The organism is Janthinobacterium sp. C22, from assembly GCF_057919405.1.
Genome location: NZ_CP193659.1, coordinates 2266861 through 2285646, shown reverse-complemented (window position 1 = coordinate 2285646; position 18786 = coordinate 2266861). Strand labels below are relative to the sequence as shown.

17 protein-coding genes are annotated in these 18786 nt (G+C 61.5%); 8 read left to right on the top strand and 9 right to left on the bottom strand.

The genetic code is table 11. The features are described 5' to 3' along the window. Positions 1-256 precede the first annotated feature (256 nt). From ACRHIG_RS10595 to ACRHIG_RS10580, 4 genes are all read left to right on the top strand, one after another. Positions 257-2476 carry a protein kinase domain-containing protein gene (locus ACRHIG_RS10595; RefSeq protein WP_489630136.1) on the top strand — a complete coding sequence of 740 codons (2220 nt, stop codon included), beginning with the start codon at positions 257-259 and terminating at the stop codon, positions 2474-2476. Further along, positions 2473-3030, top strand: a complete 558-nt coding sequence (locus ACRHIG_RS10590; RefSeq protein WP_475417972.1) for a hypothetical protein — start codon at positions 2473-2475, stop codon at positions 3028-3030. The genes ACRHIG_RS10595 and ACRHIG_RS10590 overlap by 4 nt, the downstream gene beginning before the upstream one ends. 397 nt (positions 3031-3427) lie before the next feature. After that, positions 3428-6109 (top strand): DNA mismatch repair protein MutS, encoded by a 2682-nt coding sequence (mutS, locus tag ACRHIG_RS10585; RefSeq protein WP_489630135.1) that lies wholly within the window; start codon positions 3428-3430, stop codon positions 6107-6109. Continuing rightward, entirely contained in the window at positions 6106-7137 is a 1032-nt protein-coding gene (locus ACRHIG_RS10580; RefSeq protein WP_489630134.1) for a hypothetical protein, read from the top strand. The genes mutS and ACRHIG_RS10580 overlap by 4 nt, the downstream gene beginning before the upstream one ends. 166 nt (positions 7138-7303) lie before the next feature. Here the strand turns inward: ACRHIG_RS10580 and ACRHIG_RS10575 are convergent, their stop codons facing one another. Beyond that, the gene (locus ACRHIG_RS10575; protein WP_035821149.1) at positions 7304-7849 is read right to left on the bottom strand and encodes an FKBP-type peptidyl-prolyl cis-trans isomerase; all 546 of its coding nucleotides are present in this window, start codon (positions 7847-7849) and stop codon (positions 7304-7306) included. Positions 7850-7942: 93 nt separating this feature from the next. Between ACRHIG_RS10575 and ACRHIG_RS10570 the strand changes: the two genes are divergently transcribed. Then, positions 7943-9064 (top strand): cupin domain-containing protein, encoded by a 1122-nt coding sequence (locus tag ACRHIG_RS10570; RefSeq protein WP_287779030.1) that lies wholly within the window; start codon positions 7943-7945, stop codon positions 9062-9064. Positions 9065-9416: 352 nt separating this feature from the next. Then, complete coding sequence (locus ACRHIG_RS10565; protein ID WP_071650198.1) at positions 9417-9671, top strand: hypothetical protein; 255 nt, start codon at positions 9417-9419, stop codon at positions 9669-9671. A gap of 168 nt (positions 9672-9839) precedes the next feature. Here the strand turns inward: ACRHIG_RS10565 and bamC are convergent, their stop codons facing one another. The 8 genes from bamC to ACRHIG_RS10525 all read right to left on the bottom strand — a co-directional run bounded on the left by bamC (position 9840) and on the right by ACRHIG_RS10525 (position 17031). After that, entirely contained in the window at positions 9840-11033 is a 1194-nt protein-coding gene (gene bamC / locus ACRHIG_RS10560) for an NlpB/DapX family lipoprotein (protein ID WP_489630133.1), read from the bottom strand. A gap of 81 nt (positions 11034-11114) precedes the next feature. Then, entirely contained in the window at positions 11115-11993 is an 879-nt protein-coding gene (gene dapA, locus ACRHIG_RS10555) for a 4-hydroxy-tetrahydrodipicolinate synthase (RefSeq protein WP_489630132.1), read from the bottom strand. A gap of 84 nt (positions 11994-12077) precedes the next feature. Next, complete coding sequence (locus ACRHIG_RS10550) at positions 12078-12650, bottom strand: class I SAM-dependent methyltransferase (protein WP_489630131.1); 573 nt, start codon at positions 12648-12650, stop codon at positions 12078-12080. A 42-nt stretch (positions 12651-12692) separates the two neighbouring features. Then, entirely contained in the window at positions 12693-13370 is a 678-nt protein-coding gene (locus ACRHIG_RS10545) for a site-2 protease family protein (RefSeq protein WP_489630130.1), read from the bottom strand. A gap of 94 nt (positions 13371-13464) precedes the next feature. After that, the gene (locus ACRHIG_RS10540) at positions 13465-14088 is read right to left on the bottom strand and encodes an L-threonylcarbamoyladenylate synthase (RefSeq protein WP_436503514.1); all 624 of its coding nucleotides are present in this window, start codon (positions 14086-14088) and stop codon (positions 13465-13467) included. 38 nt (positions 14089-14126) lie between these two features. After that, positions 14127-15011, bottom strand: coding sequence for a protease HtpX (gene htpX / locus ACRHIG_RS10535; RefSeq protein WP_070303511.1), 885 nt, complete (start codon positions 15009-15011; stop codon positions 14127-14129). Positions 15012-15231: 220 nt separating this feature from the next. Beyond that, on the bottom strand, positions 15232-16065 hold the full coding sequence (locus ACRHIG_RS10530) for a 3',5'-nucleoside bisphosphate phosphatase (protein ID WP_230541162.1): 834 nt from the start codon (positions 16063-16065) through the stop codon (positions 15232-15234). 90 nt (positions 16066-16155) lie between these two features. Then, complete coding sequence (locus ACRHIG_RS10525) at positions 16156-17031, bottom strand: alpha/beta fold hydrolase (RefSeq protein ID WP_489630129.1); 876 nt, start codon at positions 17029-17031, stop codon at positions 16156-16158. 218 nt (positions 17032-17249) lie between these two features. Here ACRHIG_RS10525 and ACRHIG_RS10520 point away from each other — a divergent pair, with 218 nt between their 5' ends. Both ACRHIG_RS10520 and hslO read left to right on the top strand, forming a co-directional pair. Further along, complete coding sequence (locus tag ACRHIG_RS10520) at positions 17250-17774, top strand: gamma carbonic anhydrase family protein (RefSeq protein WP_475417264.1); 525 nt, start codon at positions 17250-17252, stop codon at positions 17772-17774. 4 nt (positions 17775-17778) lie between these two features. Continuing rightward, complete coding sequence (gene hslO, locus ACRHIG_RS10515) at positions 17779-18759, top strand: Hsp33 family molecular chaperone HslO (protein ID WP_475417263.1); 981 nt, start codon at positions 17779-17781, stop codon at positions 18757-18759. Positions 18760-18786 lie beyond the last annotated feature (27 nt).

The following is an 18786-nucleotide window of genomic DNA, read 5'->3' as shown; positions in this document are numbered from 1 at the left end:
CAGCCCCATCAGCATTATTGAGGAAGCGGGGAAAGGGAAAATTGAGTTTGAACAAGATTGCAAGCATGAATCGGCAAGCAATGCCTCGCCCACGGCAGCGGCTTTTATTCACTCCTTGTCAATACTAATTGACTTATTCGAAACAATCGTTTTAAATCAGGAAGTTACTCAAAATCAATCATTTTGCGCACACAGCCATCGCAGTTCCCTCTCCGATGCCTGATGCGCACCTTGATGCACTCCGAAGCCAAGGTATATGGAACTGCTCGACTCCCTGCGTCAGACCCCGCCGCAAGACGACACGATCAGCGGGCACTACGAAGTGCGCCGCTTGCTGGGCGAAGGCGGTTTCGGCCATGTATTCGAAGCGTGGGATGCCAAGCTGTGCCGTAGCGTGGCGCTGAAGCGGCTAAAACCGCAAGCCGACGTGCTGCATCCCGAAAAACTCATCAATGAAGCGCGCCTGGCCGCCTCGCTCAAGCATGCGGCCTTCGTGCGCATCTTCGCCATCGAGGGCCAGGGCACGGGCCAGTCCATCGTCATGGAACTGGTCGAAGGCCAGACCCTGGGCCAGTTCATGCACAACGGCAAGGCTGACCTGCGGTCGGCGCTCGACATCGCCTACCAGATCGCCGACGCGATGGACGAGGCGCACGCCATGGACCTCGTGCACGGCGACCTGAAACCGTCAAACCTGATGCTGGAAGCAAACGGCAAGGTGCGCATCCTCGACTTCGGCCTGGCCCGCCACATCGACCCGCAAGCGACGCAAACGACCACCCTGTGCGACTTGCAGGGCACCATCGCCTACATGGCGCCCGAGCGCCTGATGGGCCGCCTGCCCGACACGCGCGGCGACGTGTATGCCTTGGGCGCCATGCTGTACGAAATGCTGGCCGGCCAGCGCCACTTCGCCCACCTGAACGGCCTGGCCCTGGCCGCCGCCCACATGCAGGCGACGGCACCGTGGCCCGACCTGCCGGATACGGTGCCGCCCGCCATCAACGCCGTCGTGCGCGCGATGACGGCGCACGACCCGGCCGAACGGCCGCGCACCATGCGCGACGTGCGCGACGTCATACTGGCGTGGCAAAGCGGACCGGTAACACAGGCAGCCCCGGTAGCCGATGCGCCAACGGTCAAACCACCGGCCTCGATTGCCATCCGCCTACAACTGCCGCTCAAGCGCAGCCTGCTGGCGGCTGGCGCCATCCTCGTATTGGGCCTTACTGCATGGCAAGGCCCCGAGCTGATGATGTCCTGGCGTGACCACCATGACACCTTGCTGTACTCCGAAGTGGGCTCCATGAAGGCTGGCATGGACGCCATGCGCACGTTTGATCAGGACAATAGCCAGAAACAGGCGGTCACGCATTTCTCAACTGTATTACAGCACAACCCCAATAATGCCGCGGCCGCAGCAGGGCTGTCTCTCGCATCGAGCCTGCGCTATATAGGAGAGGGCCGCGACGATACCTGGCTACATCGGGCCGAAGTCAATGCCAGGCAGGCTCTGGAAGCAGACAATCAACTGGCACTCGCGCATGTCGCGCAAGCATGGGTATATGAAATACAGGGCAAGACCGACGAAGCGCTGCATGCGACGACGAACGCCCTGAATCTCGAACCGAACAGTTTTCTCGGCTTGTATTGCAAGGCACGCGTACTGATCGCCAGCAATAAATTCGATCTGGCCCAGTCCATACTGGACCAGGCCATGACGGCCTATCCCGGCGAGCATGTGTTTGTCACATTGCTTAGCGTCATGCACTATAGGCAGGGAGACTACCCCCGTGCCGAACAAGGCTTCCGGAGAAGTATTTCCATGTCGCCCCACTCCCCCAGCACCTATGCCTTCCTCAACGCCACGCTGTTAAGACTGAATCGCGATGTCGAAGCGCTACAGGTCTTGCAACAAGGCCTACAGATCGCTCCATACTGGGAGCTTTACACCAACCTAGGAACAACGCTGTTTGCCAAGGGCGACTACCTGGGTGCCGTGCAGGCGTTTGAAAATGCCGTATCCGAAACCAAGGGCAGTCCCGGCATCTACTTGCTGTGGGCCAATCTGGCCGATGCACAGCGCTGGGTTCCCGCGCAAATGCAAGCGTCCAAACAATCCTATGCGCGCGCCATCGCCCTGCTACGGCCCATCGTCGAGCGCAAACCCAACGATGTCACCGTTATTTCACGCCTGGCGCTTTACCAGGCCTACACGGAAGAAAAGCAAGCCGCGCTCCTGGGCGTGCGGCACGCACTTAGCCTCGCCCCAAAAATGGCTGACGTACAGTTTCGCGCCGCCCTGACGTATGAACTTACGGATATGCGCGGAGAAGCGCTGGCTGCGCTGCAACAAGCCAGCACGCTTGGCTATCCCCTCAATTTGATCGAGTCAGCCCCCGATCTGTTGAACCTGCGACGAGATGCTCGCTACCAGCAGTTTATTATTAACCTGAAAAGAGATCGTAAAACATGACGCCTGTAAGCCCTTGGATGAAGTTATCCGTGCATTTTGATGCAGATCAGATTACCAACCAGCTCGACTACAGCTTCACCTCGTGCGACGGCACGGCCGATCCACGCCATGGCCCCTATATGGGCGGGGTACACTTCCAGAAGGGACAACATGTCTATCTCGACGTGACTTGCTGCGGCTCCAAGGACAGCGGCTTCAGCTCGTTCCAGATCATCGATTGCTGCATCATCAGCGTGCCGCAACTGACGCAGATCGGTCCGAAAGTCCCGACCATCTATTCACCTCCATCGCCCTTCTTGCAAGCCGTAGGGGCCACTTATAGCTTGCCACTGGACTTCGAAATCCAGCAACTTCTGGGCGATACCGTACCGCCAACGCTGCACCATATCCGCCAGGAATGGAAACATACGCTGGACGTGGGCTATGCAAGCGGCCGCTGGGAATTGTCTTTCGTCATCACCGTACGCATCATGCGCGGCGAAGACACGCCGCCAGAATTGCGCGTATTTTCCTTTGACCCGGAAAGCTCAGTCGGCGGGAATGTCCTGATGTAATCCCACGCACCTGGTCCCGCCCATCAGCATGGCGTGCGGGATCAGGTGCGGCAAGCGGCACGGACACCGGCCAGCCATGCGCGTACACCCTGCAATCCGCGCGCGACAGGGCCGATGTCCGCGACTATCGGATAGGGAAATCCTGCCGGCACCTCAGCGGCGCCACGCGCCCGCCGTCAAGCGTACTGCTTTGACAAAAATTCATCTCACCCCTCACAAGTCGTCGCAGCCCTCGCCACCCGGTGATGGTAAAGTGTGGCCTGCTGCGAAAAATTTGATCACGCGTATATTTAATGAGCATCCCCGCCGTGCAAGGCGAGGGACGACAACGATGCGCGCAGGCTCCGCCAAGCACACGAACACGATACAGAACAACGCTTAAAATCAAAGACTTACAATGAATATGCAGTCAAATACCGAACTGACAAACATCGCCAAGAGCAAACTTACGCCGATGATGCAGCAATATATCGCCATCAAGGAAAACCACCCGACGATGTTGGTCTTCTATCGCATGGGCGATTTCTATGAGCTGTTTTTCGAGGATGCGGAAAAAGCCTCACGCCTGCTGGGCATTACCCTGACGGCGCGCGGCGTGGCCAGCGGCAACCCCATTAAAATGTGCGGCGTGCCGTTTCATTCGCTCGACGGCTACCTGGCCAAGCTGGTCAAGCTGGGCGAGTCGGTGGCCATTTGCGAGCAGATCGGCGACCCGGCCACCAGCAAGGGGCCGGTCGAGCGCAAGGTCATGCGCGTCGTCACGCCGGGCACCCTGACGGATGCGGACTTGCTGCCAGAAAAGGCCGAGCGCCCGCTGCTGGCCATGTGCAGCATCACGCAGCGCAAGACGGTGACCACGGGCCTGGCCTGGCTGTCGCTGGCCAGCGGCGCCTTGAAACTGATGGAGTTTTCCGGCGACAGCGCCACCGTGGCGGCGCGCCTGCAGCAGGAACTGGAACGCATCGTGCCGGCGGAAATTCTCAGCGGCGACAATGGCAACCTGTTCGACGACTACGCGGGCACGCACATCAACCGCGTGCCGGACTGGCATTTCGACGTGGTGGGCGGCCACAAGGCGCTGCTCGACCAATTGGGCGTGGCGACCCTGACGGGCTTTGGCGCCGATGGCCTCGGTGCCGCGTTCGGTGCGGCCGGCGCGCTGCTGCGCTATGCGCAATCGACGCAGGGACGGGGCTTGCAGCACGTGCGTTCGCTGACGACGGAAACGGAAAGCGAATTCATCGGCCTGGACGCGGCCACGCGGCGCAACCTGGAATTGACGGAAACCATCCGCGGCCAGGAATCGCCGACGCTGTTTTCTCTTCTCGACCATTGCCGCACAGCCATGGGCTCGCGCATGCTGCGCCACTGGCTGCACCATGCGCGGCGCGACCAGAACGTGGCCCGCGCGCGCCATGAAGCCATCGCCGCGCTGGCGCAAAGCGAAGCGGCCGGTCCGCTCGCCGCCACCCTGGCGCAAGTGCCCGATATCGAACGCATCACCACGCGCATCGCGCTGCTGTCGGCCCGTCCGCGCGACCTGGCCGCCCTGCGCGACGGCTTGCTGCAACTGCCGGCCCTGCGCGGCGACGTGGTCCGTTGCTATGGTCCTGGCCAGGGCGGCGAAAGCGGTCTGCTGGCCGCCATCCACGCGGCGCTGGCGACACCGACGGCCTGCCTGGATTTGCTGGTGCGCGCCGTGGCGCAGGAACCGGCCGCCATGGTGCGCGACGGCGGCGTGTTCGCCACCGGCTTCGACGCGGAACTCGATGAACTGCGCGCCCTGTCGGAAAACGCGGGCCAGTTCCTGCTCGACCTGGAAACGCGCGAGCGCGCCCGCACGGGCATCGCCAACCTGCGCGTCGAATACAACAAGGTGCACGGCTTCTATATTGAAGTCACGCACGGCCAGACGGACAAGGTGCCGGACGACTACCGCCGCCGCCAGACCCTGAAAAACGCCGAGCGCTACATCACGCCCGAACTCAAAGTGTTCGAAGACAAGGCCCTGTCGGCACAGGACAAGGCCCTGGTGCGCGAAAAACTGCTGTACGACCTGCTGCTGGCCGAGCTGGCGCCGCACATCGGCACCTTGCAGACCATTTCGCAAGGGCTGGCCCAGCTCGACACCCTGAATGCGCTGACGGAACATGCGCAGCAGCACAACTGGGCCGCGCCGCAACTGGTCGACGAGCCGTGCATCAACATCGTCGAAGGCCGCCACCCGGTGGTGGAAAAGCAGATCGAACGCTTCATCGCCAACGATTGCCGCCTCGTCAACGAACGCCGCCTGCTGCTGATTACCGGTCCGAACATGGGCGGTAAATCGACCTTCATGCGCCAGGTGGCATTGATCACCCTGCTGGCCTACGTGGGCAGCTACGTGCCGGCCGCGTCCGCCACCATCGGCCCCATCGACCGCATCTTCACGCGCATCGGCGCCACCGACGACCTGGCCGGCGGCCGCTCGACCTTCATGGTCGAAATGACGGAATCGGCAGCGATTTTGAACGGCGCCACCGAGCATTCGCTGGTGCTGATGGATGAAGTGGGCCGCGGCACCTCGACCTTCGACGGCCTCGCCCTGGCCTGGGCCATCGCGCGCCATCTGATCGATACCAGCCGCAGTTTCACCCTGTTCGCCACGCACTACTTTGAGCTGACGCAACTGCCGGACAGCCACCCGAGCGCCGCCAATGTGCATCTGTCCGCCGTCGAACACAAGGACAGCATCGTCTTCCTGCACGCCGTGCAGGCCGGTCCCGCCTCGCAAAGCTACGGCTTGCAGGTGGCCCAGCTGGCCGGCGTGCCGCAGCCCGTGATCAAGGCCGCGCGCAAGCACCTGGCGCGCCTGGAAGCACAGGCGCTCGACGCCACGCCGCAGCGCGACCTGTTCGCGCTGCCTTCCGCCGATCCGTATGCGCAAGAGGAAGAAGAGGCAGCGGCGGCGCCGCTGGCCGCGCTCAATGAAGCGCAGCAAGCCCTGCTCGACGCCATCGCCGACCTCGATCCCGATGCGCTCACGCCACGCGATGCGCTGGAACAGCTGTATCAGTTGAAACGGCTGGCCGCCGCATGACCACGATCCGCCTGCTGGCCGCCGGCTTGCTGGCCGTCAGCCTGCCATGGCAAGCGGCGCTGGCGGCCCAGGGCGACCAGGCGGGCTTCGAGTTTGCCGTGCTGGGCCATTCCTTCAACGCGGGGCCGGACGATGGCCCCCTGAAGAAAGCCATCGCCGACACCAGCGCCTTCAATGCCTCCTTTGTGGTAGCCACCGGCATCAAGGCCGCCAGCGAATCGTGCAGCGACAAGCTGTACAGCCAGCGCAAGGACTTGCTCGACGCCAGCGGGCCGCCGCTGATCGTCTCCCTGTCGGCCAGCGACTGGGCCAACTGCCGCAATTCGCGCGGCCGCATCAACGCCATCGAGCGCTTGAACCGCCTGCGCGACGTGTATTTCGCCGACGACCAGAGCCTGGGCCAGCGCAAGCTGACCCTGTCGCGGCTGTCATCGACGGCGAAATTCCGCAGCTATGCGGAAAACGCCCACTGGGAATACGGCGGCGTGCTGTTTGCCACCATCAACCTGCCCGCGAATAACAACCATTTCCTGCCAGAAGCGGGACGCAACAGCGAATTCGAAGACCGCCTGGTGGCCAACCGTTCCTGGCTGCAGCGCCTGTTCGCCATGGCGCAGCGCAAGCAGCTGGACGGCATCGTGCTGTTCTCGGACGGCGACGTGGGCGCGCTGGACGAAGACGATAATTCGCTGCTGCCCAGCTTCAGTTCGAAACAGGACGGCTTTGCGGGACCACGCAAGCAGATCCGCACCCTGGCGAAGAAGTTCAGCGGCAAGGTCTTGCTGGTCGATACGCGGCGCGATGGCGACGCGGACGGCAAGGAGGGAAAAATAAAAAGGCCGCAGCCAGGACGGGCGCGCCGACAATCCGCTGGAAAGGCAACCTGGGCCACGTCAGCATCGACAACGACTGGTCCGCCATCGCCGTACGGCCCGGCAAGACGCCATTCTTTGAGGTGCGTCAACGTGCCACCCGCCCATCGGCGCAAGCGAGGGCCAAGGCGTCGACTGTGCGCCGATAAAAAATAAGGCCGACGAAGTCGGCCTTTATTCATTCAATCCACCAGCGTCACGACGCCTGACAAAACCGTCGCGAGCAGCTGCGCGGCGTGGCCGAGAAGCGCAACCGTACATAAAGTACGGTGAGCATCGCCGGCCGCGCCCCGCTGCGCGCAGTAGGTTTGGTCAGGAGTCCTCAGTGGATCGGATGGGTGCGGAAGTGATCGCCTTCGTCGCCTTCATCTTCATCATCGCCATGGTCATGGCCGTGTGCGCCATGCACGTGGCCGTGGGCGATTTCTTCTTCGGTGGCTTCGCGCACGTCAGCGACGGTCAGCGAGAAGCGCAGCGCGATGCCGGCCAGGGGATGATTGCCATCCAGCACGACCTTGTCGTCGGCGATATCGGTGACGGTGAAGATCATCGCTTCTTCGTCCGGCGAATCGCTTTCCGGCATGCCTTCGAACTGCATGCCCACTTCCAGCGGCTCAGGCAGGCGGTTGCGCGGCTCGACCTTGACCAGGGCTGGATCGTATTCACCGAAAGCATCGTCCGGTTCGATCTGGATCGTGTTGGAATAGCCAACTTCCTTGCCGTCGAGCTCTTCTTCGATCTTCGGCAGGGTGTTTTCATAATCACCGTGCAGGTAGACCATCGGCTGACGGCCGTCTTCGATCAGATTGTCTTGCGCGTCTGACAGTTTGTAGTTGACAGTCACGACCGTATTTTTGGCAATCTTCATTATGCTTCCTTTCATTGTATAAGCTGGCAAATTATACCTTCACGCCGCCAACGGCAGGCGCATTCCTGCATTTCCGGTTGTTATAATGGGCGCATGAAAAAATTAACTCTCCTCGGCGATATCACGCCGGCGCAGTTCCTGCGCGACTACTGGCATAAAAAACCCTTATTGATCCGTCAAGCCGTGCCTGGCTTCAAGGCGCTGTTCGATTTCAAGGCCCTGGCCGAGCTGGCCACCCTCGATCACGTCGAATCGCGCCTGGTCAGCCATGCGGATGGCCACTGGAACATGCAGCAAGGGCCGCTGACCAGCCTGCCATCGCTGAAACAGAAGGAATGGACCCTGCTGGTGCAGGGCGCCAACCTGCACAGCGCCAAGGCCGACGCCCTGCTGCGCCAGTTCCGCTTCCTGCCGGATGCGCGCCTGGACGACCTGATGGTCAGCTTCGCCACCGACGGCGGCGGCGTGGGCCCGCATTTCGATTCCTACGACGTATTCCTGCTGCAAGGCCAGGGCAAGCGCCACTGGCGCATCGGCGCGCAGAAGGACTTGAGCCTGATCGACGGCTTGCCGCTGAAAATCCTCAGCAACTTCACGCCCGACGAAGAATTCACCCTGGAACCGGGCGACATGCTGTATTTGCCGCCCCACTACGCGCACGACGGCGTGGCCATCGGCGACTGCCAGACGTATTCGATCGGTTTCCGCTCGCCATCGTTCCAGGAACTGGGCGAAGCGTTCCTGCAATTCATGGCCGACTCGATCGACTTGCCGGGCATTTACAGCGATCCGGACCTGAAAGCATCGGGCAAACCGGCGGAAATCCCCCGCGAAATGCTCAGCACCATCACGGAAGAAATGAACAAGGTGCGCTTCACGGAAGAAGACGTGACCATTTTCCTGGGCGAGCACCTGTCGGAACCGAAGCACAACGTGTTTTTCACGCCGCTGTCCAAGCCGCTGACGGTGGGCCGCTTCGCGGACGCCGCACAGAAAAAGGGTGTCGTGTTGTCGCGCAAGACGCTGATGCTGTATCGTGGCAAGAATGTCTTCATCAATGGCGAATCGTTTGCCATTGGCAAGGCCGATAAAACGGCCCTGGAAACCCTGGCCAATGAACGCGCCCTCGATGGCGCCGCCGTGGCCCAGGCTTCCGATGACGTGATGGATGCCTTATATACCTGGTATCAGGATGGCTGGATCGAACTGGCTTGAATGACGCGGCGTAGCAAAAGTGGTATTACAGCAGGTAGAATAGCAGCGTCTGCGACAGCGCAATGAAACATAATATTTTTATATCGTTTTGTCGCGCTTTCGCAAATCGCTTACACTTGCTTGCAATTTGCTTCGGTAAATATTGCGATATCACAAAATAGTTGCGAATTTGCCTCTTGCTCCTATTGCGACGCACCAAAAATCGCTATAATATTCGGTTAGGAAGTTTCCGTTGTCTGGCAGGCACCACCTGGTACGAAAAGCCTTCGAAGACGACCTAACGAGCGATAATTACCGGTAATTATTCATCGCAACAATATTGATTTATTTTTGAAATAATTAAGGAAAACAAATGAAAAAATCCCTGCTGATCGCCTCCCTGATGGTTGTTGCTCTGGCTGCTTGCAGCAAAAAAGAAGAAGCTCCTGCACCAGCACCAGTAGTTGAAACCCCAGCACCAGCACCAGCAGTTGAAGCTGCTCCAGCTGCTGCTGCTGACGCTGCTGCTTCGGCCGCTACCGACGCGGCTGCTGCTGCTTCGAGCGCTGCTTCGGCCGCTTCGGACGCTGCTGCTGCCGCTTCGGCTGCTGCATCGGCTGCTAAGTAATTTAGCACCCAGCACTAGAGAAAGCCGGCCTTCGGGCCGGCTTTTTGCGTCCGGCGTTTTATCCGCAGGATAAAACGCCGGACGCAGGCAATAAAAAGGCTGACCCGGTTTCCCTGGCCAGCCTTTTTTATGCGCGGCAGGTCCTGATGCCTGCCGCGAATATAGCGCTTATTTCAACTGATCATTCAGCAGACCCAGGATCTTCTCGGCCACTGGCGAGGTATCGGGCTTGCCTTCGTTGCTGAGGATGCTGACCAGGCTGTTCGAGCCCGTGCCGGCCTTGACCAGGACGCGGTAGCGCTGCGCTTCCTTGTCCTTGTCGGACGACGAGCCCCAGCTGAACAGTTTCGAGAAGAAGCCATCTTTCTTGACCGCGTCCGGATCGACGTAACGCACGAAATACGTGCCTTGCGTGCGGTCGCGGTCTTCCACGGTGAAGCCGACGCGGTCCAGCGCCAGGCCGACACGGCGCCAGGCGCGGTCGAAACCTTCATCGACTTCGATGGCGCGCGCAGGCGTGGCGGCGTCGCCCACGAGCTTGGCGTGCTGCGGCTGCACGATGGCGGCATCGACGGCCGTCTTCGCTTGCGCATCGTCGCTGGCGGCACCCAGGCGCGTCATCAGCTTGGCCAGGAATTGCGCCTCCAGGCCCGGATCGTTCGGGCGAGCGGTCCAGGTGGTGGTTTCCTTGTCGCGGCCCGTGACGACCTCTTCCACGCCACGGTGACTGATGTAGATCTCGGTCGAACCGTCGGCCAGGCGCTCCACGCGGGTGCGGAACTTGTCTTTTTCACCGGTCGAGTACAGCGAATCGAAGGCCTTGCCGATGGTGCTGCGGATAAAGTCTTGCGGCACCTTGGCGCGGTTTTCGTTCCACTCGGTTTCCATGATGCCAGCCGTCGGCTGGTCGACAGCAATGGTAAAGCCCGAATCTTCCCAGAACTGCTTGAGCTGCGGCCACAGCACTTCAGGCGACTGCTTGACGACCAGCCAGCGCTGGTTGCCCGCGCGCTCGACCTTCACGCCGCCGGCCGTCACAGGCACGACACCGACCACGCCGTCGGCGCCCACGACGACGGGGGTACCGGCCGTGGCATTGCGCTGCGCGTTGTAGCCGGAAGCCGTGGCCACGCCGTTTTTCGCGTCGGGCAAGGAGTAGCGGTTATCCTGCTGCAATTGCGTCAGGTCAGGCGGCACGTCCAGGGTGCCGGCTTTCTTGACCGACTTGTAGTCGACCTTGTCGCCGCCGACTACCGAACTGATCATGCCGCAGCCCGCGAGGCTGGCTGCGACGGCGCCGATGACGATGCCGCGGACGGCGATGGTGGCAGGCGCCGGTTTGGTTTTCTTGCAATTAGTCATGTCGTAACTGGATAAGAAGCTAAGTAGCAGCTGGAATCAGGAAAGGTCCGGACTGGTCAAGTCCGGGCTTGAAGTTCGGCCTTAAGACAGGACACCGGCGTCGCGCAAGGCATCGCGCACGGTGGCATGGCAGTTTTCAGCCAGCGGCACCAGTGGCAAGCGTATGCCGGCCGGCATCAGGCCCATTTCGGCCATCGCCCATTTGACGGGCACCGGATTGGGCTCGACAAACAATTTCTGGTGCAGAGGGAATACCTTGTTATTGATGGCGATCGCCGTGGCGCGCTCGCCCGCCATGGCCGCGACGCACAGTTCGTGCATGGCGCGCGGCGCGACGTTGGCCGTCACGGAAATGTTGCCGTGGCCACCGCAGAACATCAGCGCCATGGCCGTCGGATCATCGCCCGAGTACACGGCGAAGTCGGCCGGCACCAGGCGCAGCAGGTCGATGCCGCGGCCGATATTGCCGGTTGCATCTTTGACGCCGACGATATTCGGGATGGCGGACAGGCGCACGATGGTCTCGTTGCTCATGTCGGCAACCGTACGGCCAGGCACGTTGTACAGGATGATGGGGATGTCGACGGCTTCGGCGATGGCCTTGAAGTGCTGGTACATGCCTTCCTGGGTAGGACGGTTGTAGTACGGCACCACTTGCAAGACAGCATCGGCGCCCGCGTCTTTCGCGTAGCGCGTCAGTTTGATGGCCTCGGCCGTGGAGTTGCCTCCGGCGCCGGCGATGATAGGAATGCGTCCCTTGGCATGTTCGACGGTCAACTGGATCAGTTCGCAGTGTTCTTCCACGCTGACTGTTGCCGATTCGCCCGTCGTGCCAACGATGACGATGCCGTCCGTCCCCTCGGCGATATGCCAGTCGATCAGCTTGCGCAGACCTGGAAAGTCCAGACTGCCGTCTGCGTGCATCGGGGTGACGATTGCTACAATGCTGCCCTTGATCATAGTAAGTTTATAGCGCCGATAAATAAAACAACGATTGTAGCGGATAGCCCGCGCCTGTGGTGCATTCTGACATAGTATGGCCGCTCAAAACGTCGGCAGCAGGGCTGCCAGCCGTGGAAAATCCGGCCGGACGGCACAAATTCGTTGCACTAGAGCAGCTTTTGGCTGTTCCACGCGCCCATCCTCATACGCTACCACACGCAAGCCCTGCTGCACCGCCCAGGCCAGCATTTCGCCTTCCTTCAGCAGGAATTTCGGATTCGACGGCTTGCCGAACTGTTCATTGCCCTCGGCAAACGTTTCATACAGCAGCACGCCATCGGGCGCCAGGCTGGCCACCATCGCCTCGAGCAAGGGCCGGTGCAGATAATTGGTGACGACGATGCCGGCGAAGCGGCCTGGGGCGAAGGGCCACACGGCGCCCGGCGCTTCGAGGTCCACCAACGAGGTGGTGATGCCCGCGCCGGCCGCCTTTTCCAGCATTTCCGGATCATGGTCGAGCGCGATCACGGGGTGGCCCAGGCTCACCAGGTGGCGCGCATGGCGGCCTGCGCCGCAGGCCAGGTCCAGCACTTCGCCGCCGGGAATCAGGGGCGCCCAGCGGCGCAGCCAGCCGGAAATCGTTTCGGTTTCTACTGTTGGTTCAATTACTTGCATCGGTACTTCCATCAATTATTTACAACCATCCAGTTGCTTGCATCAAGTCAACAGGGCCGTCAGGGGCGTGACCACGGTGACAAAAATGCCTATGACAAATTCGATCGCCGTCAGCAGGGCGCGGTTCAGGATGCCCGTGTACATCAGCAGCACCAGGGCGCCGAACACATACAGGCTGTAGCGCTCGATGCTGGCGTACGGGCGCGCCAGCTGCATCGGCAGCAAGCCCGTCATGATGCGTCCGCCATCGAGCGGCGGCACGGGAATCAGGTTAAAGACGAACATGGCCGCATTGACGCTGACGCCGGCGCCCGCCATCTTGCGGAAAAACATGCCCATTTCCGTCGGCGGCAGCACGCTGAGCACGACAAAGGCAATCATCCAGCCCAGGCCCATGACGAAATTGGCGCCAGGCCCGGCAAACGCCACCCAGGCCATCTGTTTCTTCGGATTGCGCAGGCGGCTGAAATCGACGGGCACCGGCTTGGCATAGCCGAACGGCACCTGGATCGTGAAATACAGCATTAACGGCAGCAAGATCGTGCCGAAAGGATCGATATGCCGGATCGGATTGAGGCTCAGGCGGCCCGCGTCGGAGGCGGTCGGATCGCCGAAATAACGGGCGGCATAGCCATGCGCCGCCTCGTGCAGGGAAATGGCAAACAGCACCGGCACCAGGTACACCGCAACGGTCTGGACTATCGTATTGAAATCGCTCATGACCGCGATTCTACCAGAGGCACCCTAGGGCCTTTCTTACGTTGTCATTAAGAACAGATGAAGAGCGGCGCCGCAACAGATGTGCGATGCCCCTCTACAAGCCCAGCACGGCCGGGTCGCCGCGTCCCACGCGCACCACTTCCGGTTCCGGCCCCGTCAGGTCGATCACGGTGCTGGGACCATGCGCGCAGACGCCGCCGTCGATGATCAGGTCAACCAGTTTTTCCAGGCGCTCGCGGATGGTGTCGGCATCCGTCAGGCTGTCTTCGTCGCCGGGCAGGGTCAGGGTCGCGCCCAGCAGCGGCTGGCCCAGCTCTTCCAGCAGGCATTGCACGATGCGGTGCTGCGGCACGCGCAGGCCGATGGTCTTGCGCGAAGGATGGCTGAGGCGGCGCGGCACTTCCTTGGTCGCCTCCAGGATAAACGTGTAGGCGCCCGGCGTGGCCGCCTTGAGCAGGCGGAACTGGCGGTTGTCGACGCGGGCGTACACGCCCAGTTCGCTCAAGTCGCGGCACAGCAGGGTCAAATGGTGCTTTTCATCGACGCCGCGGATGCGGCGCAGGCGCTCGACGGCGCCCTTGTCGTCGAGCTGGCACACCAGCGCGTAGCAGGAATCCGTGGGCAAGGCCACGACGCCGCCGGACTGGATGATCTGCGCCGCCTGTTTGATCAGGCGCAATTGCGGATTCTCAGGGTGAATATGAAAAAATTGACTCATGTGTAAGCGTTCTGGCGAACCAGCTTGTTAAGTTAGCATTATTGTACGCCGCGCAGCGCGGCGATGCGTTGTTCGATGGGCGGATGGGTGGCGAACAGCGCGCCCCATCCTCCATTGCCGCCGCTGATGCCCAGCGCCTGCATCGATTGCGGCAGTTCGCCCGGCGGCACGCCGCCCAGGCGGGCCAGCGCATGCATCATCGGCGTGGGGCTGCCGAGGAGCTTGGCGGAACCGGCATCGGCGCGGAATTCGCGCTGGCGCGAGAACCAGGCGACGATGATGGAAGCGAGCAAGCCGAAGATGACTTCGCACACCATCACGGTAACAAAGTAACCGATGCCGCGTCCGCCGCCTTCGCGGTTGTTATTTTTCAGCAATACATTATCGACAAAGAAACCCACCACGCGGGCCATGAAGACGACAAAGGTATTCACCACGCCCTGGATCAGGGTGAGTGTCACCATGTCGCCGTTGGCGACGTGGGCGATCTCGTGGCCCAGCACGGCTTCCACTTCATCGCGGTTCATGCTTTGCAGCAAGCCTGTCGACACGGCCACCAGCGCCGAATTTTTAAACGCGCCCGTGGCAAACGCATTCGCGTCGCCTTCGTAGACGGCCACTTCCGGCATGCCGATGCCAGCCCGCTCGGACAGCGCACGCACGGTATTGACGAGCCACAATTCCGTCGAGGAGGTCGGGTTGTCGATGACGCGCGCACCCGTGCTCCACTTGGCCATCGGCTTGCTGATCAACAGGGAAAAGATGGAGCCCGTGAAACCCACCACCAGCGAAAACACCAGCAGGCTGCCCAGGTTCAGGGTACTGCCCCGCGCCGGATTGCCCACGCCCAACAAGCTGAGGACGAGTGACAGCACCAGCATCACGGCCAGGTTGGTTGCGATAAAAAGGACGATACGTTTCATGGGCGATGGCTCCAGATGACTATGTATGACAAGAATAACGAAAAGATAAGTACGGACAGGCGTATTTTCAAGCAGCTATGGCGATACGCCAGCGCATCGGCAGCCAGGAAAATCGTCGCGAGCGGCAGTGATTTGTGGCCGAGAAGCGCAGCTGTACTTTAGTACAGCGAGCATCGCCGGCCGCAAAGCGCGCCGCGCAGCAGATTTGCCTGGCTGCAAGTTAGAACCAGTCGTGCCAGATGGGCGTTACATTCGATGGTAAAGGCGGCAGCATGGCAAAATCAACGCGCGACTCGCCCGGCGCATGGAAGTCCGTGCCGCGCGAGGCGAGGAAGCCGTAGGCGTTGGCCAGCTGCGCGTATTCCGGATACTGGTCCGGACTGTGGCTGCCCGTCACGACTTCGATGGCCACGCCGCCGAGTTGCTTGAATTCATCGAACAGCACGCCTTGCGCCATGTCGCTGAAGCGATAGCGGCCCGGATGGGCGATGACGGCCACGCCGCCCGCGCCGCGTATCCAGCCCACGGCTTCGGCCAGAGTGGCCCAGCGGTGCTCGACGTAGCCTGGCTTGCCTTCCGACAGGTATTTCTTGAACACGTCGGGGATGTTCGCGCATTTGCCCATTTCCACGATGTAGCGGGCAAAGTGCGTGCGCGACATCAGGTCCGGGTTGCCGACGAATTTCAAGGCCCCTTCATAGGCGTCGGGGATGCCGGCCAGGTCCAGTTGGCGGGCAATCTCCCGGCCGCGCGCGTCGCGCCCCGAACGCGTCTGGTGCAAGCCCTGCACCAGGCCCGGGTTGTTTTCATCGACTTGCAAGCCGACGATGTGCACGGTTTCGCCGGCCCAGGTGATGGAAATTTCCACGCCGGCCACGAAACGCATGCCCAGGTCCAGCGCGGCCGCGCGCGCGGCGGCGACGCCGGACACTTCATCGTGGTCCGTCAGCGCCCACACGTCGACGCCGGCCTTGCGGGCGTGCGCAGCCACGGCGGCCGGTGACAGTACGCCGTCGGAGATATTCGAATGACAATGCAGGTCAACTTTAAGCATGTGAAAACAATACCCTGCACGGGCTCAGCATGGAAGAAGTTTTCATTGTACGCTGCTTGTCAAATCGCGCTGCAGCGTTCCAGACACACATCAGGCCAAAAATGCTTCCACCAGGCGCGCCAGCGCCGCCGGTTGATCATGATGCAGCATGTGGCCCGCGTCCAGCATCATCTCGCAGCGCACATCCTTGATGCAGGCCAAACGCCGGTCGATCTCGATGCGCGCCTGTTCCTTGGGCCCCATCCACTGCCACATATTTGTGTCATCGGCCTCCACCCACAGCACGGGCGCCGTGATGCGGCGCCAGCACGCCATCACTTCTTCGACTTGATACAGGGTGGGATTGACGCGCTTGTGCCGCGGGTCGCCGAGGATGTCCCACTCGCCCGCCTCGTTCTGCGCCGACCAGTGTTCGGCCAGAAAGGCCGCGCGGTCGTCCGGCAGGCGCGGATTGGTCTTTTGCAGACGCTCGGCCACGGCCTGTTGACTCGGATAGCTGCGCATGACGGGCGGCTCGCGCAATTCGGCTAGCCACTTGGCGTAGCGGCCCGGCGCCTGCTCCGGCTGCGTTGCCATCATGCCGAAGCCTTCCAGATTGATGAAGCGGCTGATGCGTTCCGGGCGCACGCCCGCGTACAGGCCCGCCACGTTGGCGCCCATGCTGTGACCGAGCAGCTTGACGGGCGCATCCGGCGAATAGTGCAGCAGCATGGCGTCCAGGTCGGCCAGGTAGTCGGGGAACCAGTAGGTGTCGGACTGCGTGTAGTCGCTCAGGCCAAAGCCGCGCCAGTCGGGCGCGATCACGTGCCAGTCGCCTTGCAACTCGTCGACGACGAACTGGAACGAGGCGGCCACGTCCATCCAGCCATGCACCATGAACAGGATGGGCGCGCCTACACGGCCCCAGTGGCGCACATGCGTGCGGGCGCCGCGGATGTTGATGAATTCGGAACGGGAAAGTTTCATGGGTTTCATCTGATTGCCTGCCTTGAAAGTGGCGCGGATGGCGCCACATGCTGTGTCTGTAGATAGTGCGCATATAAAAGTACGACCGTTCGATAATTATACCGGATTGGCGGTCGGCGGCAGGACTTGTCCTGCAACAGCGTAAAATAGCGTACGCAACACCTAAAACTTCCGCGTCCGGCCATGCCCGGCGCTTCCACCACCGCCACAGGCTGACGATGACACTCTACCAATTGGGCGCCGATGCGCCGCAGATTGATGCTTCCGCTTTTGTTGCCGACACGGCCAACGTGATCGGCAAGGTGACCCTGGGCGCCAACAGTTCCGTATGGTTCGGCGCCACGATTCGCGGCGACAATGAACGCATCACCGTGGGCGCCAACAGCAATGTGCAGGAAGGCGCCGTGCTGCACACGGACCCGGGCTACCCGCTGGACATCGGCTCGAACGTGACCATCGGCCATCAGGCAATGTTGCATGGCTGCACGATCGGCGATGGCGCCCTGGTCGGCATCCAGGCCGTGATCCTGAACGGCGCGAAGATCGGCAAGGGCTGCCTGGTCGGCGCGGGCGCGCTGGTCACGGAAGGCAAGGAATTTCCCGACAATATGCTGATCCTCGGCTCACCGGCGAAAGCCGTGCGGGCCCTGACGGCAGACGATATCACCAGGCTACAAGGCAACGCCGTGAACTATGTGCAGCGCGGCCAGCTATTTAATACGCAACTCAAGAAGATTGGATAAGAGAATGACGACTGAAACCACGGGCGCCGTCAGCGCAGCCGCCACCGGCCAGGATACCCTGCAAAAATTTATTTTCGACAACGCCGCCGTGCGCGGCCAGTTCATCGACGTATCGACCACCTGGCAGGAAGTGGTGTCGCGCCACGCCTACCCGACGGCCGTGAAAAAAGTGCTGGGCGAAATGGTGGCCGCCGCCGCCCTGCTGTCGGCCAACCTGAAATTCAACGGTTCCATCATCATGCAAATCCATGGTGACGGTCCCGTGCGCCTGATGGTCGTCGAGTGCGATTCCGACCTGCGCCTGCGCGCCACGGCCAAGCTGGACCCGGACGCCGCCATCGCCGACGGCGCCACCGTGCCGCAATTGCTCAACGCTACGGGCAAGGGCCGCTTCATCATCACCCTGGACCCGGCCGACAAGGTACCTGGCCAGCAACCGTACCAGGGCATCGTGCCGCTGGACGGCGACGACATGGCGACCGTGATCGAAAACTACATGCTGCGCTCGGAACAGCTCGATACGCGTCTGTGGCTGGCCACGGACGACACCGTCTCGCGCGGCCTGCTGCTGCAAAAACTGCCGCACCACGGCGGCAAGGCGGAAGCGACGCCCGTCTCGGAAGAAGACGCGCTGGACACGTGGAACCGCGCCGTGATGCTGGCGTCGACCCTGAAAGAGGAAGAGATCCTCGCCACCGACATCGACACCCTGATGCAGCGCCTGTTCTGGGAAGAGACGATCCGCGTCTTCGACCCGCTGCACCCGAGCTTCCACTGCACCTGCACGCGCGAAAAAGTGGGCAATATGCTCAAGATGCTGGGCGAGGAAGAAGTCAACAGCACCCTGGAAGAAATCGGCCACGTGGGCGTGAACTGCGATTTCTGCGGCCAGCACTACGATTTCGACAAGGTCGATTGCGCGCAGCTGTTCATCACGGATGCGCCTGCCGAGGTCTTGATTCCGCCAGCCGCCAGCATCAACTAAGCATTACAGTTTCGCAATGAATCTGCC